Source organism: Candidatus Pelagibacter sp. Uisw_092 (assembly GCF_047729545.1).
Taxonomy (GTDB): Bacteria; Pseudomonadota; Alphaproteobacteria; order Pelagibacterales; family Pelagibacteraceae; genus Pelagibacter.
Map to the genome: position 1 here is coordinate 1,191,612 of NZ_CP159824.1, position 21,162 is coordinate 1,212,773.

The following is a 21,162-nucleotide window of genomic DNA, read 5'->3' on the forward strand; positions in this document are numbered from 1 at the left end:
GACTATCGTCTTTGACCAAATAATCTTAACAACATTATAAATAAATTTATAAAGTCTAGGTAAAGAGTTAAGGCACCCATTACAGCTTTTTTACCCATCAATTCACCTGTATCACTTGATACATACATGTTTTTAATTTTTTGAGTGTCATAAGCAGTAAGGCCTACAAAAATTAAAACACCTAGAATTGAGATTACAAAATCCATCATTGAAGATTTTAAGAACATGTTAACAACCGATGCAACAATAATACCAATTAAGCCCATCATTAAGAAAGATCCTAATTTTGTAAGATCTCTTTTAGTTGTATAGCCATACAAACTCATTGCACCAAAAGTAATAGAGGTAATAAAGAACACTCTGGTAATACTAGCTCCAGTGTAAGTTAAAAATATTGAAGATAAAGATATTCCCATTAGAGAGGCAAAAACCCAAAAAGTTGTTTGGGCAGTAGACGCTGCCATTTTATTAATTTTAGCACTCATGTAAAAGACAACTCCAAGAGGCGCCAACATTACAATCCATTTAAAACCTGAAAGAAAAATTGTGTTTCCTATACTTGTTAAAGCAACAATCGATCCGTTAGCATCTGTTACTACAGATAGTTTAAAAAATATTAAAGACACAAGTCCTGTTAGCAAAATACCAGAAGCCATATAGTTGTAGACTTTTAGCATGTAGGCTCTTAAGCCCTCATCCATTACTACTGTTGATTGTTGGGCTTCTTTTACTTTATTTAGCAAATTTTGTTTATTGAATATCATAGCCTACATATAATAGCCTTTTACTATTATTTCAAGATGTCTTAATAAGGCTTAATTATTATGAATTATAAAAAACTAGGAAATACGGATTTAAAAGTAAGTACTATTTGTCTCGGTACTATGACTTGGGGCGAACAAAATACTCAAAATGAGGGTTTTGAACAAATGGATTATGCCTTAGATCAAGGTGTAAACTTTTGGGATACTGCTGAGATTTATTCCATACCTCCAAAACAAGAAACATTTGGAGATACGGAAGTAATTATTGGAAACTGGTTTGAGAAAACAAAAAAAAGAGACAAAGTAATCTTGGCTTCTAAAGTATGTGGGCCAATGAGAGAATATGTAAGAGGTGGTGGAAACCAATTTGGAACTAAAAATATTACTGAAGCGCTAGATGGAAGTTTAAAGAGATTAAAGACTGATTATATTGATTTATACCAATTACATTGGCCTGAGAGAAAAACAAACTTTTTCGGACAATTAGGATATGAACATAATTACACTAATGAATGGACTCAATTTGAAGATATTTTAGAAAATTTAAAAAGATTTATTGATCAAGGAAAAATAAAACATGTTGGTTTGTCAAATGAAACACCCTGGGGACTATCTAAATTTTTAGAACTATCTGAAAATAAAAAACTTCCAAGAATGCTCTCAGTTCAAAATCCTTATAATTTACTAAATAGGACTTATGAAGTTGGTCTTGCAGAAATGTCTGTTAGAGAAAAAGCTGGTTTGTTAGCATACTCTCCTTTAGCTTGTGGTTATCTATCTGGAAAATATAGAAATAATCAAATGCCAAAAGGTACAAGAATTGAACGTGATGGGGAATTTTGGACTAGATATAATAAACATAATTCAAGTAAAGCAGTGGATGCGTACTACGAAATTGCAAAAAAACATAGTCTAGACTTAGCTCAAATGTCTTTAAAATTTTTAGAAATTCAGCCTTTTGTAACGTCAGTTATTATTGGTGCCACTACCATGGAGCAGTTGAAAATAAACATAGAAAGTGTAAATATAAACTTAACTGAAGTCATAATTAAAGAAATAAATGAAGTACAAAAAATTTACCCCAACCCATGTCCATAATTAAAAATTTTATAATTCTGTTTTTAGTAACTAACTTTGTGGGTCAAGTTAGTGCTGAAGAGGTGAAGAAAATGGGTACACACAAGGACTGGGAAACATATGTAATGAATGGTGAAAAAGGTAAGGTTTGTTATGCACAATCTAAACCTGTTCTACAGTCACCTAAGAATAATCCGAGGGAGGCAAGATTATTTATTAGCTTTAGACCAAGAGAAAATATAGCCCATGAAATAAGTGTTACTGGTGGATATGAATTTAATAATAAAAATTTGGTTAAGGTAATTTCTGGAAAAAATCAATATGCATTTGATCTTATGCAAGATGGTTTTGCTTGGATATCAGATAAAGAGAATAAATTAGAGAAGAAAATGATCAAGACTATGAAAAAAGGATCTAGAATAATGGTTCAAGGTCACACTCAAAATGGGTCTCGAACAATCGACCACTATTCATTATTAGGTTTTACAAAAGCATATAATGCTACCAAAGCAAATTGTAGCTAATAAATGAAAACAAAGAGAAAAATAGTGCTTGCCTACTCAGGTGGATTGGACACGTCTATTATTTTAAAATGGCTACAAGAAAATTATGATGCAGAAGTTATTTGTTACACCGCTGATGTGGGTCAAGAAATTGACAGAAAAAAAATTATTACTAATGCAAAAAAATTGGGTGTTAAAAATATTATCATTGAAGATTTAAAAGATGTTTTTGTAAAAGATTATGTTTTTCCAATGCTTAGAGGGCACGCAATTTATGAAGGTGTTTATTTATTAGGTACTTCAATTGCACGACCCTTGATTGCAAAACAACAAATTGCTGTTGCTAAAAAATTTGGTGCTTATGCTGTTTCTCATGGATCTACTGGAAAAGGCAATGACCAAGTAAGATTTGAATTAGGTTATCATTATTTTGGTCCTAAGGTAAAAATTATTGCCCCCTGGAGAATATGGAAATTAAACTCTAGAACTGATTTAATTAAATATGCAAAAAAAAATAACATATCAATTCCTACTGATAAAAAGGGTGCCTCACCATTTTCTATTGATGATAATTTATATCACACTTCAACTGAAGGTAAGGTTTTAGAGAACCCAAAAAATGCAGCACCCGAGTTTCTTTTTCAAAGAACAGTTTCTCCAGAAAAAGCACCTAACAAAGCTTCCTTTGTATCTATAGGCTTTAAAAATGGAGATCCTATAACTGTAAATGGTAAAAAATTATCTCCAGGAAACTTATTAGAAAAACTTAATGATGTTGCAGGTAAAAATGGAATAGGCAGAGTTGATTTAGTTGAAAATAGATTTATTGGAATCAAATCAAGAGGAGTTTATGAAACACCGGGTGGAACATTGTTGATGTCTGCTCATAGAACAATTGAGTCAGTTACATTAGATAAAGAAACTATGCATAAAAAAGATGAGATTATGCCTAAATATGCTGAACTTATTTATAATGGTTATTGGTACTCAAAAGCAAGATTTAAACTTCAAAAAATTGTAGACCTTAAAAAAAGTAAAGTAAATGGCACTGTTAAACTTAAATTATATAAAGGTAATATTACTATAATGTCTAGACAAACAAAAAGTAGTGCTTACTCAATGAAAAAAGTTTCTTTCGAAGAAAATAAAACTTTTAATAAATCAAACGTAGAACGATTTATTAACTTTCATAAAAAAAAACTTCGTTCATAAAATAATGAAAATAAAAGTATTTGCTGACACAATTTGTGGATGGTGTTTTATTGGTCAAGTAAGATTAGATAAAGTATTAAAAATATTTCCTAAAACTAATTTTGAGATAGAACATATCCCATTTCAATTAAATCCTGATATGCCAAAAGAAGGAATTGAAAGAAACAAATACTTAGAAATAAAGTTTGGTGGAAAAAAGTTCGCTCAACCAATGTATGATCAAATGACTAATGAGGCTAAACAGGAAGATCTTAATTTTAATCTAGATAAGATAAAGAAAACACCCAATACAGTATTTTCTCACTTATTAATAAAATTAGCCGAACAATCTAATGTGCACAACGAAATTAAAGAAAAAATATATCAATCATATTTTATTGAAGGTCTTGATATTGGAGATAAAGAAATCTTAATTAATATTGGAAAAGAATTTAATATTAATGCAGATGTAATTAATGATTTTTTTAATTTAAAAAATATTAAAGAAGTTAATTCATATATTTCAGTTGTGAGAGAGAAAAAAATTAATGGAGTACCTTTCTTCGAGATAGGGACAGATTTTATTTCAGGTGCCCAAAGCTCTGCAAATTTGGAAAGTGCAATAAAGTCCAATTTAAGCTAAAAATTAAAGGACACTTTATCCTTTGCCTTTAACGTATAAATATCTATTCTGGTTATATGGAAGCACTAAAAAATTGGATGATAGATGCAGCAAATATTTTGTTTGATGACAGCAAAAATGATCTAAGAGCTCTGCCAAGATCTGTGAGATTACAAATTTTGTTAGTTCTAAGCTTCGTTTGGACAACTGTCTTTAGTTTATATATTTTTTCTTATACAACTTTTGCCTTTGGTTGGGCTGGTCTTTATATAGCACACGTTGGACTTATTTTTGCAGTCTATATGACATTCAAACATTTTCATAAAGCAGAGGCACAATCTAGCAGTGTATTCCAAACTAAAAATTTTGATCCATTTAAAATTATGGTTATTGTTTTTGTTATTGTATTTATCTTTGTATTTTCTAAAGGAATAGAGGTCTTAACAAGTCCCAACCCTAGCTCTTATTCAATCCCTTATGATGGTCCATCAAAATCAGTGTTTGAAAAATGGCTACCATTTAGTAAAGATAAGTAATGGATAAAATAGCAAAAAATTTACAGTTAGCATTAATGTGCATTATTTTAGTAAGCACTGTAATTGCTGTTGGTATGGAAATTAATAATATGTTTCTAAATCAATCTGTAACGTTGGCAGATTTACTTTTAATGTTTCTTTATTTGGAAGTTTTGGCAATGGTTCGAGTTTTTTGGAATCAGCAATCAATTAGTATAACTTTGCCTCTTCTAATTGCGATAACTGCCCTGGCTCGATTTATTATATTACAAGGAAAAGAAATGGATCCATCAGCATTAGTCTATGAAGCTATAGCTATAGTTTTAATTGCATCTGCAATAGTTATTCTTAGATTAAGACATAGTGATAAATTAGGCCTTAAGAAAAGAAAATCTAAATAATTTAAAATGATATTTGAAGCTTCAAGGGCTAAAGCCGTTGATCAATTAAATAATTTTATAGAACAAAATCTTACTGATTATTCAAAACTAAGAAATTTTGATTTTGGACCTAGTAATAGATCTAATATTTCTTGTTTATCCCCCTATATAACACACGGAATAATTAATGAATTAGAAGTAATTAATAAATCACTTAAAAAGTTTTCATTTGCAAAAAATGAAAAATTTATTCAGGAAATTCTGTGGCGTGTTTATTGGAAAGGTTGGTTAGAATTAAGACCTAATGTTTGGTCAGATTACTTGAATGAACTAGGTAAAATTAGAAATGAGTTTAAAAATAATCAAAATTATTTGGATGCAATTGAAGGAAAGACAAATGTAGATTGTTTTAATCAATGGGTAATTGAACTTAAAGAAAACAATTATCTTCATAACCACACAAGAATGTGGTTTGCGAGTATTTGGATTTTTACACTAGAGTTACCATGGCAATTAGGTGCAGAATTTTTTATGCAACATCTTTATGATGGTGATGCTGCATCAAATACGCTTGGTTGGAGATGGGTAGCTGGAGTTCAAACTCAAGGCAAGCATTACCTCGCAAGTGAATGGAACATAAATAAATTTACAAATAATAGATTTAAAAACATAAAACTTAATGAAAATACCAAACCTATATCCAGTGATAAAACATATTCTGTTACTAATAAGAGCTTTGAAAATTCTGAGATTTCTGATGGTAAAACTTTATTAATATTTGAAAATAATATGACATTTGAATTTTCTGATTTTAAAGAACATAAGTTTAAGAAAATTTTGTTAGTCTCAAATGATGCAAATAGAGCTATCAAATTAAGTGAAAAAGTGTTGAAATTTAAAGCTAAGCTTTTAGAGAATCAAAAAATAAGATTAGAAGAAAAATCAATTAATTGTGAAACTATCAACATTAGTGATTTAAAAAATATTACTGAAGATGTTTATGCTTTTTATCCAACTGTTGGTGAAAATTTGGATTTTATTCAAAATAATGAATTAAGAAATATTAAATTTTTATATAGAAAGTTGGATCAGTTTTCTTGGCAATATTGCAATAAAGGTTTTTTTAATTTTAAGAATTATATTCCAAAAATTATTGCTTATTTTAATTAAAACCAACGTATCATTCCAATTATACCAGCTGTTGCATAAAAAAATTGTAGTACAAGTATCCCTTGTGACCTCCTCTATATGCCCAGATACCAATTAAAATAGCAGATAATAGTAACAAACAAAATCCCAAAAACTCTATTCCAATGTTTAAGGCTACAAACATAGAATAAAGAATTGCCGTAACAACCCCTGCCCATTCAAAAAATTTATTATTCATAATATCTTTTTAAAATTCTCATAAAGAATCTTGGAGTAATTATTCATATCAAACACATTATTTTTTGCAGCTTGATTAAATTTATCTAAAGCTCCCTCACCTAATTGATTTTCTAGAGCCTGCTTATATTCTGGAACACACCCCCATTCGTTAACTGTTGTATCTTTAATTTCAATATGAAATTGAATTCCATAAGCATGCTTTTGATATTTAAAAATTTGATATTTAGTAACCGGAGATGAAGCTAAAATTGTTACATCTTTATTGTTATCAAGCCCATCAACTTCATAAGAATGCCATTGCAAGCTTTTAATTTTTTCAGGAAAAGATGAGAATAAAATATCATTTTCTTTTTCTTTAGAAAAATTTATGTCCATTATTCCAATTTCTGGAGGCTTAGATTGCACAACCTTACCACCAACAACTTCACCTAACAGCTGACAACCCAGACAAAACCCTAAATATGGTTTTTTAAGTTCTACAACAAATTCTTTAATTTTCTTTTTTTCATCAACTAGCCAAGGGTGTTCTTTTTCCATGTAAGTGTCCATTGGACCGCCCATACAAAACATTCCATCAAACTTTGTCAGATCATTTGGTATTTTTTCACCTTCATCTAATTCTATGGTGGTCAAATTAACATTGTCAGCCAACATTAAATCCTTAATAAAACCTGGGTCTTCAATCTTAATGTGCTGTAAGACAATTATATTCATTACAAATCTATAGTATTTTAAAATATACTTAAGAACAATATTTTAAGCTAAAAAAGTTTTTATTCCGTCTAAAATATATTGAACACTTAACCCAACTAAAATAATTGCTATTACTCTTGAAATTACACTAATAACTTTTTTGTTTATTATCTGAGAAAATTTTGAGGCTGTAAAAAAAAATATAAAAGTTAAAATTAATACTGAAGCTAAAGCAATCATTCCTACAGATTGGTTTGTAAAATTACTTCCCATATCTGAAACCGATACAATGACCGATGTAATTGCAGCTGGTCCTGCTATAATAGGTGTCGCTAAAGGAAATACACTCACATTTTCAGAATTAAAATCAATGTCGTCTTCTTTTCGTTGTTGTCTTTTATCAAACAACATTTCCATAGATATTATTAATAAAATGATACCTCCACCAATTGTAAATGCTGGAAAAGATATATTCAAATAACTTAATAAAGTGCTTCCAAGAAATGCAAAGAATAGCAATATGATTGATGCAATTATTGTTGCACTAAATGCAGTTTTAATTCTTTGTTGGCTACTCATGTTTTGAGTAACTGCTAAGAATATTGGTGTATTACCTAGTGGATCAATAACAATAAAATATAAGAAGAATGTCTTAATAAATATTTCAAGCATCAGTTTGTGTAACATAGTTACCTAAACTTAGTAAGTCTAGGTAACTAACTTTAATTATCTAATTTATGCTTTATCTCCGTATTCAGTCATATGTTTTGGAATTCTTTTATTTTTTCCATACATAAAATGATTTTCCATCTTCTCTCTATATTTACTTGCTGGAACAGTTAAGCCAACTGACTCGGCAACTTCTCTAATCAACATTGGGTTTGCTCCACAGCATACTCCAAGATAATGTATTCCTAAAATATTTGCCCATTTTGCAAATTGACCTATTTCATATCTGTTACAAAGAAGTGGATCTAGAGCTGTAGGAAATGTTCTTCCATGTGGTGATGGACACTGACAATTACTTCTATCTGGTAGATTAAAAAATGTTGGGTAATCTTCACTGGTTCTATAAGGAATAGGTAAAGCTCCAACATGACATTTAACTGCTTTTCTAATCTCTTTTAAAAAAGGCAACATTGTTGCTGGCCCTCTAAAACAATTTAAACCAACAACATCTGCTCCACGCTGTTCAAGTTCTTTACAGGTATCAACAACAGATTTTCCATCTCTCATTTTATTTTCACCCATCGGAGATATTGTTAATACTGTTGGTAAACCAGTTTTTTTCATAACCTCAAGTGCTTTAAACGCTTCTTCAGCGTAATAAAAAGTTTCACCAATTAACATGTCAGCCCCTTCTTCAACGGCCCAACCAATCATTTCAGAAAACATTCCTTCAACTTCTTTTTGAGATTGAGAATCGTTATGCTTCCAAATGTTTGAATTAGAGATATTACCCGCCATCAAATTTGGTTTTGATCCTTTAGGTGTATCTAGTGCAACTTTTTTAGCAATTTTTAATGCTGAACGGTTTAAAGGTTCAAGAAGTTCTTCCTTACCTATCACACGCATTTTTTCTCTATGCCCATTATAAGTAAAGGCTTCAACAATATCAGATCCTGCATGCTGAAATTCTCTATGTAAATTTTCTAACACTTCAGGATGATCTAGGGATACCATCGGAACAAATTCACCAGATGCCATATACCCACGTTTTTCTATTTCAAACAAAAAACCTTCCGCACATATAACAGGTCCTTTATCTAATCTTTCTTTTAGTCTATTTGTACTCATTTTTTTTCTCCAATTTTTTTAGAGAAAAAAGGTTACATTCTAACAAGAGGGTTAAGTTCATAGGCCTCTTTTCTCCTTTTTAGTGCTTAAGCAAATGCAGGGCGCACAATATGGTTCAACTGCCCGGCTTAATTTTATAAAAGATAAAAAAAACCACCTTGTCTAAAGCGGTGGTTGAAGTGTCGCTTTAGCAGGATTTATAAAGCGCTCTGCAATTTAACTTAACTCAGCGCAAGTTCATATCACCACTTTTTTCTATAACTGTCAAATTAAATAATAAATTAAAGAGTACCTGCTGAATTTTCCAATAGTTACTAGAATTACAAACTCTATAAATTTAACTCTAAGTAATCCTGCTGCTAATGTTAGTGGATCTCCAATAACTGGCACCCAGGCAAATAACAACGACCATTTACCAAATTTACTAAACCATTTTGAGGAGTTTTCTATTTGCTTGTCTTTAAATGGAAACCACTTTTTTGTAGTAAGATTTCTCGAATAAAAACCTAAAACCCAGTTAACAACTGAACCCAAGACATTCCCAAAGCTTGCAACGATTAATAATAAGAAATTATCATAATTCGATGTTACAATTAACCCTGCTAATGTAAGCTCAGATGAAAATGGTAAAATGGTTGCCGCTAAAAAAGATATAACAAATAAAGATAAGTAAATCACTTCGAGCACTTCTTGGAGCAATACTTAACTTTATCCCAATTTAACTTCCATTTCTTCCGCCAAACAAAGGGTCTTTTACAAACAGGGCAAATTTTTGAGGGTAGATTTTCTTTTTTCAATTTAAATTTCTTTAAAATTTTGTTTCCATTTTTTTATTGCATCGTCCCAACTTGGCATTAGATCATCCTCATATCCATAAACAGAACCTGTTCCAATAGATCTAAAATTCTTCATTGCCGACGCATGATGTTTGCCTCTTAAATAATCCATCATTTTATTCTTATTCTCCCAAGCGGTCAGGGTATGGTAATACTTATTTATCTTTTTTGATTCACAAAACAAATTCCCATTTGCTTTTCTTGCTGCTGTAAAACTTGGTGTTGTGTATCTCATAAATTTTAACATTCCAAAAAAGTCTTTAACTTTTATACCTGTTATAGAAATATACATTATGCAGTATTTAATTTAATAAATTTATCTGCTTCAGATAAAATCATTTTCTTTCTTTCGTCTTTCATTTTATCAAAAACATAAACCATCATTGATAGTCTAGGGTTCTTTAAAAAAAATTTTCTATTTCTATCTATAAATCTCCAATACAAACCATCCATCGTATTGCACCATTCCCCTTTTTTAAAATCCATCATTTTCATAAAGTAACTTGATCCACAAATGTATGGTTTCGTTGCAAAAATACCTCCATCACTGAATAAACCCATTCCATAAACATTGGGAACCATTACCCAATCAGATGAGTCCACAAACATTTCCATAAACCACTTGTAAACAATTGTTGGTTTAACCTCACAAAGATTCATTATATTTGATAAAATCATCAGTCTCTCGATATGATGAGACCAGCCATGGTTAACAGCATTTTTAATTGCATGATCTAGTGGTGGTAAACCTGTTGTACCCTCATACCAAGATTTTTTCATTTTTCTATTATGTTTAAAAAAATTTTTGGTTTCCATTTCATCAGAGTAACCTTGATAAATACCACGCATAAACTCTCTCCAACCAATTACCTGACGAATATAACCTTCAAGCGAGTTCATTCTAATTTTGTATTTTTTATGGAATTCTAAAATTTTTTGAATAATAATTTCAGGAGTTATCAATCCTAAATTAATGTACGGACTTAATGCACTATGAAATAAAATATTATCTTTTTGGTTAACGGCATCTTCATAATCACCAAATAAATTGGATTTTTCTTTAATAAAAAAATCTAACAGTTTAACCACATCACTATATTCTGTTGCCAACCAAAAATTATTTGTACTTCCAGGATGATCTTTAAATAATTTTTCAATAATTGGTTTTAATTTTTTGGTATGACTTGTTTCATCAATTTTTGGAAATTTTGGTACAAAAATATCTTTGGGCAGTTTGTTTCTATTGTCTTCATCAAAACTCCATTTACCTCCAATAGGATTTCCATCTGCTCCCATTAATATTCCTGACTTTTTACGCACCTCCTTATAAAACGTCGCCATAAAAGGTTTTTTTGATTTTGCTAAATAGTTTTTAAACTCATCTCTTGAATTTAGAAACATTGGGGTTTGAACAACATTCCAATTAATTTTTTCTTTTTTTAAAAATTGTGAAATTTTCTTTTCAAAAAATTTATCCTCAATCTCAAAGCTTGAAATTTCTGTTATTTTTTTTTGTGTAATTACTTTCTTTAATTTTTTAAAATAGTCATCATTAAATTCTTTATCTTCAATTTTTACATAATCTAGTTTAAGTTTATTCTTCTTAAGGTTGTCTGCATAAGACCTCATAGAAGATAGAAATAGCAGTATCTTTTGCTTATGATGCTTTTCATAAGTGCATAATCCATAGTCTTCTACCATATAAAAGGTATGGTCCTTTTTGAAGCGGTCTAGATATTTTAATGGAAATAATTGATTACCAAGTATAAAAAATAATTTCATATTTAAATATAACTAAATAAAAATTATATGTCAGAAAAATATCTTATTTTTGGTGCGACAGGTTCTGTAGGTTCTAGTTTAGCTGAACAATTAAAAAATTCAGGTAGTGATATTCATCTAGTAGCAAGAAATGAAAGTGAAGTTAAAGCAATCGCAGAAAAATTGGGTTGCACTTATACGGTTGCTGATGTTTTAGAAGATGGGTTTATAGAAAAAGTAAAATCAGATATTAATGATATTAAAGGGGTTGCTTACTGTGTGGGCTCTATTGATTTAAAACCATTAAGAATGGTTACAGAGGCTGATATGAATAAATGTATGAAACTAAACCTTTACTCAGCGATCGAAGCTATTAAAGGATTTCAGGAAAGTTTAAAAAAGAACAAAGGCTCAGTAGTTTTATTTTCAACTGTTGCCGCTCAAAGAGGTTTTACTAATCACACAATTATTGCTTCTGCTAAAGCTGCTGTTGAAGGATTAACTGTTACACTGGCTGCTGAGTTTGCTCCAAATATCAGAGTAAATTGCATAGCACCTAGCTTATCAAAATCTAAAATCGCAGAACCAATGTTAAAAAATCCAGCGATCGCAGAAGGAATTGCTAAAGCGCATCCTCTTAAAAGATTGGGTGAAGGAAAAGATTCTGCGGCACTTGCTAAATTTTTAATTACTGAAGAAAGCTCTTGGATTACTGGACAGATAGTAGCTGTTGATGGTGGTAGATCAAAGCTTTCTTAAAGTGAAAAAATATTTTTTATTAATAATTTTTTTTCTTTTATTTGCCTCAAAAAGCTATTCCAACAATTATAAATTCACTAAAATAATAGAACTAAATGAGCCTTGGGGATCTTCATTCATTAATAATGAAGAAATCATTATTACTGAAAAAGGAGGAAAAATTAAAATCGTTAATGTTGTTTCAAAAGAAATTTCCGAGATTAAACATGATCTTAACTTTTTAGAAGTCGGCCAAGGTGGATTATTAGATATTATTCACCAAGATAACGTCCTCTGGATTTCCTATTCAGAAAATAGAGGTGACTCAAAAACAAGTACGTCAATTGCAAAAGCATCATTAAATAAACAAGAATTAAATTTTAAAAATATTTTCCAAGCAAACCCTCCTATAGACTCTGGTTATCATTTTGGTTCAAGATTGGCGATTAAAGGTGACTATCTGTATGCATCAGTTGGCGAACGAGGCCAAGGCATGATTGCTCAAGATCCTACAAAACATCCTGGTAGTATTATTAGAATTCATACTGACGGTCGGATTCCAAAAGATAATCCAAAATTCAAAGGTAAAAAAAACTGGTTACCTGAAATTTATCAAATAGGTGTTCGTAATCCACAAGGTTTAACACTCTCTGATTATGATGGAAAAATATATTTAAGTAATCATGGAGCAAAAGGTGGGGATTGGTTTGGAGAAGCTAAAAAAGGAGAAAATTATGGATGGAAAATTTTAGGCTGGGGTGGAAAAAATTACTCAGGAACAAAGATTGGTCCTAAATGGAAGCGAGGTTTTACTAAAGCAATTCAATATTGGGTACCTTCCATAGCTACTAGTGCTATTACAATTTATAAAGGAAATGAATTTAAAGAATGGAATGGGCATGCACTAGTTACTTCTTTAAAAGATAAATCTTTAAGAAAATTAATATTTAATGATCTAACTAATGCGAAAGAAGATCTTATATTTAAAAATAATGTTGGAAGAATAAGAGATATTCAAGTTCATCCGTCTAATGGTAAAATATTTTTCTTAAGTGAAAATGCTTTATGGTTAATGGAAAAGAATTAATCTTAATTTGATGGAATATTTTTTAAAATTATTTCCTGTAAGGTTTTGCTAATAATAATTGTACCTTTTTCATTTGGATGTATTCCATCACTTAAATTTAATTCAGGTTTTAAAGCAACACCTTCTAGCAAAAAAGGTATTAATGGCAAGTTATATTGCTTTGATAAATCTGGATAAATTTGATCAAAATAATTTTTATACTCAATCCCATAAGAAGTTGGTGCAATCATGCCTGCCAAAATTACTTTAATATTTTTATCTTGTGTAGTTTTTATTATTTTTTCTAAGTTATTTTTAGTCTCTTTGGGCTGAATACCTCTAAGCATATCATTTGCTCCAAGACCTAAAATTACTAAATCAATATTTGAGTTAGATAATATCCATTCAACTCGATTTAAACCACCAGAAGAGGTGCTTCCAGAAACACTGCCATTAACTACTTCAATTCTATAACCTTCAGATATTAATTTTTCTTGTAAAACTACTGATAAATGATGTTCATTATTTAAGCCGTGCCCAGCCATCAAACTATCACCAAATAATACAATTTTTTCTATTGCGAATACTTTTATTGTAACTAGACAGAAGACAATTATTTTAATAATAAAACTTTTATTCATGAGCACTCTTCTTAAATTAAAAAAGATAAATCTTAAATACCAAACTAACAAAGAAACTATAAAAGTTTTAAACAATATTGATTTAACAACAAAAAAAAAGGATACCATCTCTATTGTTGGTGAAAGTGGATCAGGAAAAACTAGTTTAATTATGTTAATTGGGGGTTTAGAAAAAGCAACCTCAGGCAAAATTTATTTTCAAGATCAAGATTTAACTACTCTTTCTGAAGATGAAGTTTCTGAGATAAGAAGAAAAAACATTGGAATTGTATTTCAATCTTTTTATTTAATTCCAAATTATACAGCAGTAGAAAATGTTGCTTTAACCCTAGAGCTAAACAAACTTAAAAATCCTGAACAACAAGCAAAAGAATTATTGGATCGGTTTGGATTAAAGAACAGATTTAATAATTTACCAAGTCAATTATCAGGTGGAGAACAGCAAAGAGTAGCTATAGCAAGAGCAATAGCTATGAAGCCTCAGCTAATATTAGCTGATGAACCAACTGGTAACTTGGATAGTGAAAACTCAGTAATGATATCAAATATATTATTTAATTACGTCAAAGAAGAAGGTTCTTCTTTAATCATGGTAACTCACGACCCTCAGTTAGCTAATAAAGCCAAAAGAAAAATCAAAATTAAAGATGGAAAAATTGTTTAAAATTTCTGAATTTAATTTAATTTTAAAATATGCGTTTAGAGATCTTGTGAGAAACTATCGCAAAATTTTTAGTATTATTCTTACATTATTTATCAGTCTTTTTATTTTAAGTGCAATTTTAACTATTGAAGACAGTTTAAAAAAAGAACTAAATGATAATGCTAAATCTTTATTAGGCGGAGATGTTGAAATTGATTATAATAGAGTGCAAGGAAATTTGGAGTTAGTTGATAAAGTAAGAGAGTTTACAACAATTTCTTCAATGGTTGAATTTACAACCATGGTCTCAGGAATAAATGATATTAATCAGTCATTATTCACTCGAATTAAAACAGTTGATAAAAAATATCCACTATACGGAGAGGTTATTCATGAGCCTCTTGGAGCAATGGATAGAATTCATCAAGAAAAAAATACCATTATTGTTAATGAAAATATCTTTAAAACTTTAGATCTCAAAGTGAATGAAAAAATTAAAGTTCAAAATCAGTTATTTACAGTAGTTGGTGTGATAAAATCACTACCTGATGTTAGTGGCTTTGTAGCATTTGGTGATTTTGCAGTAACAAGTAAAGAAACTTTAGAGCTATTAAAACTTAATAGCCTGGGTAGCTTTTTAAATTATGAATATAAGGTTAAATTTAATGAAGGAGATAATACAAAAAAAACTAGGAATAAAATTAAAGAAATATTTAAAGATGATCTTACGGTAAGACTGCGATATCCTGAAAATTCAGCTAGTGGTCTTAGAAGAGTAATTGATAATTTTTCACAATTTTTATCTCTTGTGTCTATTAGCGCTATGTTAATTGCTGGTATTGGTATCGCAAATACTCTTTTATCTTTTATTAATCACAGCAATATGTCTATTGCAGTGAAGAAAGCTTTGGGGTTTTTTTCATTAAATATAAAGACCATATATTATCTACAATTATTAATTTTACTTACTTTTGTAAGTGTCGCCTCTTATGCTTTAAGTTTTTTATTGGTTCCTGTGGCTGATGTATATTTATCTGAAGGTCTAGGGTTAAATATTAAACCCTTATTTTCATTGACTAATTTTATTAAGATATTCCTTGTCGGCATGCTGGTATTAATCATTTTTTCTATTCCAACCATTAATGCAATTGATCAAGTAAAGGCCTCTAATTTATTTAGAAATGTATTTCAAAATTTACAATTTTATTATTCAAAAAAATCTATCTTTGTAAGTTTATTGTTTTTATCAGCTTTAGTAATGTTATTTGTCATTGGTTCAGCAAGACCTTTATACAGCTTAGGTTATTTTTTAGCTTTTTTCATTTGTTTGATTGTATTTTTTTTACTTTCAAAATTTATTGTTTTTTTATTAAAAAGTTTAAAAAATATGTCTAATATCCCTCTTAAAGTTTCAATTAAGAATATTACTCAAACGAAAGGTATTACTCCAATCACAATTATGTCTTTGGGTTTAGGTGTTACTTTATTATTAACACTAGCATTGGTTGGCACAAATTTTAAAAGAGAAATTGCAAAATCTATTCCTGAGATTGCGCCTGATTATTTTTTTATTGGAATACAAAATTCTGATCGAGATTTATTTGAGAATGCGATTATTAAAATGGATTCCAATGCAAAATTAGAAATAGTACCTTTAGTTGCGACAGGCATTGTTAAGATTAATGGAGTAAATCCAAGAACTTATATTAAACAAGATAATAATAGTTATTGGGTAATTGGAAGTGATAGACGTTCATCATGGGCAGCTGAAGTTCCTGAAGATAATCCAATAACCGAAGGTGAATGGTGGGATTTATCAGAACCTAACAAACTTCAAATTTCATTAGATAGTGAAGTTGCAAGAGATTTTAATATAAAGTTGGGAGATATTTTTACACTTAATATTTACGGAAGAGAGATTGAAGGAAAAATAGTTAATTTTAGAGCAGTTGATTATCGAGATTTATCTATAAATTTTGCTATGTTGTTCAATCCAGAATTTGCAAACACTATTCCACACGAATATTTAGCAACAGCTAAATTTGAGGATCAAACAAAATTCAAAGAAACCAAACTATTAGAAATACTACCAAGTATTTCAATTATAAGAATTGCTGATTATCTTACAAAGGTAACTAATATATTAAACAAAGTTTTTATCGCTGTAATTTTGATTTCAGCAATTACAATTATTATAGGCTTAATTGTTATCTCTAGTGCAATTATTGTACAAGGTAAGATTAAAGAGTTTCAAAACTTAGTTTTTAAAATTTTAGGTTTTTCAAAAAAAGAAATTATTCTGTCTTCTGTTATAGAATTTGTTTTAATATTTTTTTCAGTAATATCAATCGCAATATTTTTTGCAGTAATTGGCTCTTATTATGTTATTGAAAATATCTTTCAATTATTTTGGCAATTAGATTTAAAAATATTATTTAGTATTAGTGGAAGTATTGGCCTAGTAACATTATTTTTAATCATGTTAACAAATTTAAAATACTTAAACCCAAAAGTTTATCCCTTAATTAGAAATCAATAAAAAATTAATCTTAATTTGATAAAATATTTTTTAAAGAATTTATTTCTCCTACTTTAAATATAATTGCATCTTCTTTATTAAAACCATATTTTTCTGCACTAGATTTAAATCGTACAGGTGGTTCCATAATTGGTTCTAGAGATAAAACAAAAGTTCCCCAGTGTGTTCCCATGACTTTTTTACTTTTTAAATCTTGTGCTACATTTAAAGCTTCTTCTGGTGTTGTGTGATAAATCGATTTATCAAACATAGGCTTAAAGTCATAAGCTCCAATATTAATCATTGTTAAATCAATTGGACCATATTTTTCACCTAATTCTTTATAAACATTTCCATAACCAGTATCACAAGCAAAAAGTATTTTTTTATCTTTATACTCAATTAAAAAATTTCCCCAGAGTGTTTTATTCATATCTATTAAACTTCTTTTAGACCAATGAACAGCTGGGAGTAATGTTATTTTTAAATCCCCATTAACTTTAATTTCTTCGTACCAATCCATTTCATTTACATCGTTAAATTTATTTTTGGTAAAATATTTTCCAAGATTTAGAGGTGTTAAAACTTTTGTATCCTTAAATGGATATTTTCTAATGGTTCTCATATCTTGATGATCATAATGATTATGTGTTAATAATAATAAATCAGTCTTTGGAATTTCATTTAAATTTAAGGCAGGCTTAGTAAATCTATCTGGACCAAAAATTAAAGGTCCTGCATTTTTTGAAAATACAGGGTCAGTTATAATCGTTGTGTCTCCAAGTTTAATTAAGTAAGTAGCATGACCAATCCAAGCAATATAATCTTCATTCTTATACTTTTCTAAATCAGATAAAACTTTTTCTTTATCTACAACATGTTCTTTTGGAACAATCATGTCTATTTTCTTTTTCAATTTAATGAATTGTGTGTATGAAAATTTGGCTTGGCTTGTTCTAACTGGCGATCCTTCTGGATTTCTAAAAGTTCCATCTGGTAAATGATGATAAGGTTTTTTTTCCATAGCAATTATTGAAGAGTTATAAATAATAATTGAGAATAAGAAAATTAAAAATCTTACCATTTATATTGATAATTTTTATTTTTGAGATCTTTTAAAGCACTCAATGGTGTTTCTTAGCAAGCAGGCAATAGTCATTGGCCCTACTCCACCTGGAACAGGTGTTAAAGCTCTTGCAACTTTTGACACTTCTTCAAAAGCAACATCTCCAACTATACCGTTTTCAGTTTTATTAATTCCAACATCTATTACAATTGCGTCTTTTTTAACCCAGTCAGCTTTTACAAGTTCTGGAATACCAACTGCTGCAACAATAATATCTGCCTCTAAACATTCTGCTTTTAAATCTTTAGTTCTGGAATGAGTGATTGTTACTGTACAATTTTCTTTTAAAAGTAACTGCGCCATTGGCTTACCATTTAAATTTGATCTACCAATCATAACCGCTTTTTTTCCACTTAGATTTGGTTCAATTTTTTTAATCATTAGATAACATCCTAAAGGAGTACAAGGCACTGAACTTTCATAGCCTGATGAAAGATTACCAACATTCATTGGGTGAAACCCATCAACATCCTTACCTGGCAAAATAGTTTCAATAACTTTTTGCTTATCAATATGTTTTGGTAATGGTAATTGAACTAAAATTCCCGAAATACTTTCATCTTTATTAAGTTCTTCAATTTTATCTAATACTGTTTTTTCTTCCACAGCTTCTGGGTATCTAATTACTTCAGATTTTAATCCCACCTCATTCGCAGCTTTTTCTTTCATACGAACATAAATTTGACTGGGGGCCATATTCCCAATTAAAATAACTGTAAGCCCAGGAATTTTGCTATATTTAGCTTTTAACCCTACAACTTCTTGTCTTAGTTCTTCTCTAAGCTCGGCAGCTATTTTTTTTCCATCTATTAAAATCATATATTTCCTTAAAAAATCATTGGCGCAATGTACAACTTCATACACATTTCTATAAACCAAATCAATAACAGTAATATAACTGGTGAAATATCAACTGATCCTAAATTAGGTAAAAAACTTCTTATTTTATTAAGTGCAGGATTTGTTAATCGATAAGTTACTTCTAAAATAGAATAAACAAATCTGTTTTGAGTGTTCAAGATATTAAATGCAACGAGCCAGCTAATAACTACATCAGCTAAAACGACATATGAATAAAGTTTTAATATTTGAAGTACTAAGTAAAAAATAGCTATCATTTTTTCTCAATATAAATTGACTGACTTGGGAAAGCAAAGGCTGCTTTGTTTCCTTCAACAATTTGTTTTATTTCAATTGCAAGTTTTTCTTTAACTTCCAACCATGTTGAAAAACTATTAGAAGTAGTAAAACATCTAACCCTCATATCAATCGAACTATCTGAAAATTTTTCAACTCTAACTGCAACTCCTACAGCTTTGTCAAAATCATCATTTTTATTGATGTGACCTTCAATTTCATTTCTAATTTTTTTTAGTTGCTCAACAGTAGTGTCGTATTGAAGTGTTATTGCCCAATCTATTCTCCAGTTGGTTGTCTCGCTAATATTGATAACTGCATTTTCAGCAAACTGAAAATTAGGAATTATAGCTAAAGATTTATCGAATTTTCTTAAAACTGTTGATCTAAAACCAATTTTCTCAACAATACCCTCAATAATGCCTTCGACTAAAATCCAATCTCCTATCTTAAATCTTTTTTCAACTAAAACTAAAATTCCTGAAATCAAATTTTTGAATAAGTCTTGTGCACCTAAAGCAACAGCAACACCAAATAAACCGAGTCCAGCAATAATTGGTCCAATTTTTATTCCCCAAAGTTCAAGAACAGCAGCTAGCCCTAAAATAAAAATTAAAATCTTTAAGGATTTTATAATCCATCCCACTAACTCACGGGTTAACATTTTATCTAGCCCACTTAAAATATAAGAAATTGGTTCAATAATTTGATGGATAACCCAAAATATTAAAATTGTAATTAATGTTCGGTTAATTGTATCAACTATAGCTCTCCCATCATCTGCAAAAGACATGTAATAACTTGCAATAAAGAAACCTAAAACAATTGGTAAAAACCTAGCAGGTCCTTCCATTGCATGGACGAAGGTGTCATCTAATTTGTTTGTAGTTCTTTTTGAAATTGCTTCTAATCTTTTAATTATAACTTTACTTATTATTCCTCTAAAAATTAAAAAAATAAAAAATATTCCAATACCAATTAGTATTTGAAAAATATCAACTCCACGAATTCCTTTAGACCAAACAGAAATAAACAGATCACTAAAATTACTAAATATGTCCATAATTAAATTTTATATAGCAAAAATTCCTCTTCTCCAGGGTTAAAAAGAAAAATTTTTTTCCATTTAATTTCGTTGAGAATTGAAGAGGTTTTTTCTCCACTACACATCAAATTAGTATTCATCCATAAGGTTTCTAGCTGATAATTTTTAATTACATTTAAAAAATTAATCGCACTATTTTGTGAGTAAATGTAGGTGATTTCAGGCATTTTTAGTTTTAATTTTTCAATAAATTCTTCATCATATTTTTCGATTGAGTTGGCTCTGTAATTAATTAGTCGTTCTATCGTGTACCCACTTGATATGAGCTCTTTATCTAAATCACTAGAGATTATTTCTCCACTTATATAAATTAGCTTTCCTTCTGAAGATTTAAAATTTTGTAAGATTAATTCCTTAAGATTATTAACATTTCCCTCAGCTGCGAAAACATTTTGGAAACCAACACTTCTAGCTTTTTTTTCTGTAGCGTTCCCAACACAAAAACATTTTAATTTTTTATCAATATTCTTTATACCTAAAAATTTAATAGCATTAGTACTTGTAAAAATAATTCCTTTAAATTCAGAATAGTTGGGAGCTTCATATTTTAAACCTTCAATATTAATTAAAGGTAAATGAGATATTTCATGACCCAATGATTGAAATTTTAATATCATTTCATGACAATCTTCTAAGGGTCGTGTGAATAAAATATGCATA

25 protein-coding genes, 1 pseudogene and 1 riboswitch are annotated in these 21,162 nt (G+C 29.4%); of the genes and pseudogenes, 11 read left to right on the plus strand and 15 right to left on the minus strand.

Annotated features, from left to right (window positions below; all coding sequences use genetic code 11):
* Nucleotides 1–2: 2 nt before the first annotated feature.
* Entirely contained in the window at nucleotides 3–764 is a 762-nt protein-coding gene (locus tag ABXT63_RS06605; protein WP_415320773.1) for a Bax inhibitor-1/YccA family protein, read from the minus strand.
* Nucleotides 765–824: 60 nt separating this feature from the next.
* Here ABXT63_RS06605 and ABXT63_RS06610 point away from each other — a divergent pair, with 60 nt between their 5' ends.
* Genes ABXT63_RS06610 through ABXT63_RS06640 form a run of 7 tightly spaced genes read left to right on the plus strand, consistent with a single transcriptional unit; the run spans nucleotide 825 to nucleotide 6,222 of the window.
* Nucleotides 825–1,862, plus strand: coding sequence for an aldo/keto reductase (locus ABXT63_RS06610; protein ID WP_415320774.1), 1,038 nt, complete (start codon nucleotides 825–827; stop codon nucleotides 1,860–1,862).
* On the plus strand, nucleotides 1,853–2,365 hold the full coding sequence (locus tag ABXT63_RS06615; RefSeq protein WP_415320775.1) for an invasion associated locus B family protein: 513 nt from the start codon (nucleotides 1,853–1,855) through the stop codon (nucleotides 2,363–2,365). The genes ABXT63_RS06610 and ABXT63_RS06615 overlap by 10 nt, the downstream gene beginning before the upstream one ends.
* Nucleotides 2,366–2,368: 3 nt before the next feature.
* Nucleotides 2,369–3,556, plus strand: a complete 1,188-nt coding sequence (locus ABXT63_RS06620) for an argininosuccinate synthase (RefSeq protein ID WP_415320776.1) — start codon at nucleotides 2,369–2,371, stop codon at nucleotides 3,554–3,556.
* Nucleotides 3,557–3,560: 4 nt separating this feature from the next.
* Complete coding sequence (locus ABXT63_RS06625) at nucleotides 3,561–4,178, plus strand: DsbA family oxidoreductase (RefSeq protein ID WP_415320777.1); 618 nt, start codon at nucleotides 3,561–3,563, stop codon at nucleotides 4,176–4,178.
* Between the two features lie 56 nt (nucleotides 4,179–4,234).
* Entirely contained in the window at nucleotides 4,235–4,693 is a 459-nt protein-coding gene (locus ABXT63_RS06630) for a hypothetical protein (protein ID WP_415320778.1), read from the plus strand.
* The gene (locus ABXT63_RS06635; protein WP_415320779.1) at nucleotides 4,693–5,073 is read left to right on the plus strand and encodes a phosphate-starvation-inducible protein PsiE; all 381 of its coding nucleotides are present in this window, start codon (nucleotides 4,693–4,695) and stop codon (nucleotides 5,071–5,073) included. The genes ABXT63_RS06630 and ABXT63_RS06635 overlap by 1 nt, the downstream gene beginning before the upstream one ends.
* A 6-nt stretch (nucleotides 5,074–5,079) precedes the next feature.
* Nucleotides 5,080–6,222 (plus strand): FAD-binding domain-containing protein, encoded by a 1,143-nt coding sequence (locus ABXT63_RS06640; protein ID WP_415320780.1) that lies wholly within the window; start codon nucleotides 5,080–5,082, stop codon nucleotides 6,220–6,222.
* On the opposite strand, the pseudogene ABXT63_RS06645 reads toward ABXT63_RS06640, so the two are convergent.
* From ABXT63_RS06645 to ABXT63_RS06680, 8 genes and pseudogenes are all read right to left on the minus strand, one after another.
* Nucleotides 6,219–6,439 (minus strand): annotated as a pseudogene (locus ABXT63_RS06645) (hypothetical protein). The gene ABXT63_RS06640 and the pseudogene ABXT63_RS06645 sit on opposite strands and share 4 nt — an antisense overlap.
* Nucleotides 6,436–7,155, minus strand: coding sequence for a type 1 glutamine amidotransferase (locus tag ABXT63_RS06650; RefSeq protein ID WP_415320781.1), 720 nt, complete (start codon nucleotides 7,153–7,155; stop codon nucleotides 6,436–6,438). Before ABXT63_RS06650 ends, ABXT63_RS06645 begins: the two are co-directional and overlap by 4 nt.
* Before the next feature lie 42 nt (nucleotides 7,156–7,197).
* Nucleotides 7,198–7,806, minus strand: a complete 609-nt coding sequence (locus ABXT63_RS06655) for a MarC family protein (RefSeq protein ID WP_415320782.1) — start codon at nucleotides 7,804–7,806, stop codon at nucleotides 7,198–7,200.
* Between the two features lie 63 nt (nucleotides 7,807–7,869).
* Nucleotides 7,870–8,931: a homocysteine S-methyltransferase family protein gene (locus tag ABXT63_RS06660; protein ID WP_415320783.1), complete on the minus strand. Its 1,062-nt coding sequence runs from the start codon at nucleotides 8,929–8,931 to the stop codon at nucleotides 7,870–7,872.
* Nucleotides 8,932–9,000: 69 nt separating this feature from the next.
* Nucleotides 9,001–9,065, minus strand: a riboswitch (SAM riboswitch).
* A 130-nt stretch (nucleotides 9,066–9,195) separates the two neighbouring features.
* On the minus strand, nucleotides 9,196–9,609 hold the full coding sequence (locus tag ABXT63_RS06665) for a YqaA family protein (RefSeq protein ID WP_415320784.1): 414 nt from the start codon (nucleotides 9,607–9,609) through the stop codon (nucleotides 9,196–9,198).
* Nucleotides 9,606–9,728, minus strand: coding sequence for a DUF2256 domain-containing protein (locus ABXT63_RS06670; RefSeq protein WP_080515808.1), 123 nt, complete (start codon nucleotides 9,726–9,728; stop codon nucleotides 9,606–9,608). Before ABXT63_RS06670 ends, ABXT63_RS06665 begins: the two co-directional genes overlap by 4 nt.
* Nucleotide 9,729: 1 nt before the next feature.
* Nucleotides 9,730–10,059 (minus strand): hypothetical protein, encoded by a 330-nt coding sequence (locus ABXT63_RS06675; protein WP_415320785.1) that lies wholly within the window; start codon nucleotides 10,057–10,059, stop codon nucleotides 9,730–9,732.
* Nucleotides 10,059–11,549 carry a cryptochrome/photolyase family protein gene (locus ABXT63_RS06680; RefSeq protein ID WP_415320786.1) on the minus strand — a complete coding sequence of 497 codons (1,491 nt, stop codon included), beginning with the start codon at nucleotides 11,547–11,549 and terminating at the stop codon, nucleotides 10,059–10,061. The genes ABXT63_RS06675 and ABXT63_RS06680 overlap by 1 nt, the downstream gene beginning before the upstream one ends.
* Nucleotides 11,550–11,576: 27 nt before the next feature.
* On the opposite strand from ABXT63_RS06680, the gene ABXT63_RS06685 reads away from it, so the two are divergent.
* Both ABXT63_RS06685 and ABXT63_RS06690 read left to right on the plus strand, forming a co-directional pair.
* Nucleotides 11,577–12,287 (plus strand): SDR family NAD(P)-dependent oxidoreductase, encoded by a 711-nt coding sequence (locus tag ABXT63_RS06685; protein WP_415320787.1) that lies wholly within the window; start codon nucleotides 11,577–11,579, stop codon nucleotides 12,285–12,287.
* The gene (locus tag ABXT63_RS06690) at nucleotides 12,262–13,353 is read left to right on the plus strand and encodes a PQQ-dependent sugar dehydrogenase (RefSeq protein ID WP_415320788.1); all 1,092 of its coding nucleotides are present in this window, start codon (nucleotides 12,262–12,264) and stop codon (nucleotides 13,351–13,353) included. Before ABXT63_RS06685 ends, ABXT63_RS06690 begins: the two co-directional genes overlap by 26 nt.
* 2 nt (nucleotides 13,354–13,355) lie before the next feature.
* Here ABXT63_RS06690 and ABXT63_RS06695 read toward each other — a convergent pair whose 3' ends face one another.
* Nucleotides 13,356–13,973 carry an arylesterase gene (locus tag ABXT63_RS06695; RefSeq protein WP_415320789.1) on the minus strand — a complete coding sequence of 206 codons (618 nt, stop codon included), beginning with the start codon at nucleotides 13,971–13,973 and terminating at the stop codon, nucleotides 13,356–13,358.
* Here ABXT63_RS06695 and ABXT63_RS06700 point away from each other — a divergent pair.
* Together ABXT63_RS06700 and ABXT63_RS06705 are read left to right on the plus strand one after the other, a co-directional pair.
* Nucleotides 13,972–14,637: an ABC transporter ATP-binding protein gene (locus ABXT63_RS06700; RefSeq protein ID WP_415320790.1), complete on the plus strand. Its 666-nt coding sequence runs from the start codon at nucleotides 13,972–13,974 to the stop codon at nucleotides 14,635–14,637. The genes ABXT63_RS06695 and ABXT63_RS06700 overlap by 2 nt on opposite strands.
* Nucleotides 14,621–17,155, plus strand: coding sequence for an ABC transporter permease (locus tag ABXT63_RS06705; RefSeq protein ID WP_415320791.1), 2,535 nt, complete (start codon nucleotides 14,621–14,623; stop codon nucleotides 17,153–17,155). Before ABXT63_RS06700 ends, ABXT63_RS06705 begins: the two co-directional genes overlap by 17 nt.
* Nucleotides 17,156–17,165: 10 nt before the next feature.
* On the opposite strand, the gene ABXT63_RS06710 is transcribed toward ABXT63_RS06705, so the two are convergent.
* From ABXT63_RS06710 to ABXT63_RS06730, 5 genes are read right to left on the minus strand one after another with little or no spacing between them, the layout of a single operon-like run.
* Nucleotides 17,166–18,218 (minus strand): MBL fold metallo-hydrolase, encoded by a 1,053-nt coding sequence (locus ABXT63_RS06710; RefSeq protein WP_415320792.1) that lies wholly within the window; start codon nucleotides 18,216–18,218, stop codon nucleotides 17,166–17,168.
* A 15-nt stretch (nucleotides 18,219–18,233) separates the two neighbouring features.
* Nucleotides 18,234–19,079 carry a bifunctional 5,10-methylenetetrahydrofolate dehydrogenase/5,10-methenyltetrahydrofolate cyclohydrolase gene (locus ABXT63_RS06715; protein ID WP_415320793.1) on the minus strand — a complete coding sequence of 282 codons (846 nt, stop codon included), beginning with the start codon at nucleotides 19,077–19,079 and terminating at the stop codon, nucleotides 18,234–18,236.
* Nucleotides 19,080–19,087: 8 nt separating this feature from the next.
* Complete coding sequence (locus tag ABXT63_RS06720) at nucleotides 19,088–19,378, minus strand: YggT family protein (RefSeq protein WP_415320794.1); 291 nt, start codon at nucleotides 19,376–19,378, stop codon at nucleotides 19,088–19,090.
* A complete protein-coding gene (locus ABXT63_RS06725; protein WP_415320795.1) occupies nucleotides 19,375–20,460 on the minus strand; it encodes a mechanosensitive ion channel family protein in 1,086 nt (361 codons plus the stop codon). The genes ABXT63_RS06720 and ABXT63_RS06725 overlap by 4 nt, the downstream gene beginning before the upstream one ends.
* Before the next feature lie 2 nt (nucleotides 20,461–20,462).
* Entirely contained in the window at nucleotides 20,463–21,161 is a 699-nt protein-coding gene (locus ABXT63_RS06730; protein ID WP_415320796.1) for a uroporphyrinogen-III synthase, read from the minus strand.
* Nucleotide 21,162: the final 1 nt, after the last annotated feature.

Coding starts and splice junctions, on each gene's coding strand:
- ABXT63_RS06605 (WP_415320773.1), bottom strand. CDS start 764: ATGATATTCAATAAACAAAATTTGCTAAATAAAGTAAAAGAAGCCCAA.
- ABXT63_RS06610 (WP_415320774.1), top strand. CDS start 825: ATGAATTATAAAAAACTAGGAAATACGGATTTAAAAGTAAGTACTATT.
- ABXT63_RS06615 (WP_415320775.1), top strand. CDS start 1,853: ATGTCCATAATTAAAAATTTTATAATTCTGTTTTTAGTAACTAACTTT.
- ABXT63_RS06620 (WP_415320776.1), top strand. CDS start 2,369: ATGAAAACAAAGAGAAAAATAGTGCTTGCCTACTCAGGTGGATTGGAC.
- ABXT63_RS06625 (WP_415320777.1), top strand. CDS start 3,561: ATGAAAATAAAAGTATTTGCTGACACAATTTGTGGATGGTGTTTTATT.
- ABXT63_RS06630 (WP_415320778.1), top strand. CDS start 4,235: ATGGAAGCACTAAAAAATTGGATGATAGATGCAGCAAATATTTTGTTT.
- ABXT63_RS06635 (WP_415320779.1), top strand. CDS start 4,693: ATGGATAAAATAGCAAAAAATTTACAGTTAGCATTAATGTGCATTATT.
- ABXT63_RS06640 (WP_415320780.1), top strand. CDS start 5,080: ATGATATTTGAAGCTTCAAGGGCTAAAGCCGTTGATCAATTAAATAAT.
- ABXT63_RS06650 (WP_415320781.1), bottom strand. CDS start 7,155: ATGAATATAATTGTCTTACAGCACATTAAGATTGAAGACCCAGGTTTT.
- ABXT63_RS06655 (WP_415320782.1), bottom strand. CDS start 7,806: ATGCTTGAAATATTTATTAAGACATTCTTCTTATATTTTATTGTTATT.
- ABXT63_RS06660 (WP_415320783.1), bottom strand. CDS start 8,931: ATGAGTACAAATAGACTAAAAGAAAGATTAGATAAAGGACCTGTTATA.
- ABXT63_RS06675 (WP_415320785.1), bottom strand. CDS start 10,059: ATGTATATTTCTATAACAGGTATAAAAGTTAAAGACTTTTTTGGAATG.
- ABXT63_RS06680 (WP_415320786.1), bottom strand. CDS start 11,549: ATGAAATTATTTTTTATACTTGGTAATCAATTATTTCCATTAAAATAT.
- ABXT63_RS06685 (WP_415320787.1), top strand. CDS start 11,577: ATGTCAGAAAAATATCTTATTTTTGGTGCGACAGGTTCTGTAGGTTCT.
- ABXT63_RS06690 (WP_415320788.1), top strand. CDS start 12,262: ATGGTGGTAGATCAAAGCTTTCTTAAAGTGAAAAAATATTTTTTATTA.
- ABXT63_RS06700 (WP_415320790.1), top strand. CDS start 13,972: ATGAGCACTCTTCTTAAATTAAAAAAGATAAATCTTAAATACCAAACT.
- ABXT63_RS06695 (WP_415320789.1), bottom strand. CDS start 13,973: ATGAATAAAAGTTTTATTATTAAAATAATTGTCTTCTGTCTAGTTACA.
- ABXT63_RS06705 (WP_415320791.1), top strand. CDS start 14,621: ATGGAAAAATTGTTTAAAATTTCTGAATTTAATTTAATTTTAAAATAT.
- ABXT63_RS06710 (WP_415320792.1), bottom strand. CDS start 18,218: ATGGTAAGATTTTTAATTTTCTTATTCTCAATTATTATTTATAACTCT.
- ABXT63_RS06715 (WP_415320793.1), bottom strand. CDS start 19,079: ATGATTTTAATAGATGGAAAAAAAATAGCTGCCGAGCTTAGAGAAGAA.
- ABXT63_RS06720 (WP_415320794.1), bottom strand. CDS start 19,378: ATGATAGCTATTTTTTACTTAGTACTTCAAATATTAAAACTTTATTCA.
- ABXT63_RS06725 (WP_415320795.1), bottom strand. CDS start 20,460: ATGGACATATTTAGTAATTTTAGTGATCTGTTTATTTCTGTTTGGTCT.
- ABXT63_RS06730 (WP_415320796.1), bottom strand. CDS start 21,161: ATGCATATTTTATTCACACGACCCTTAGAAGATTGTCATGAAATGATA.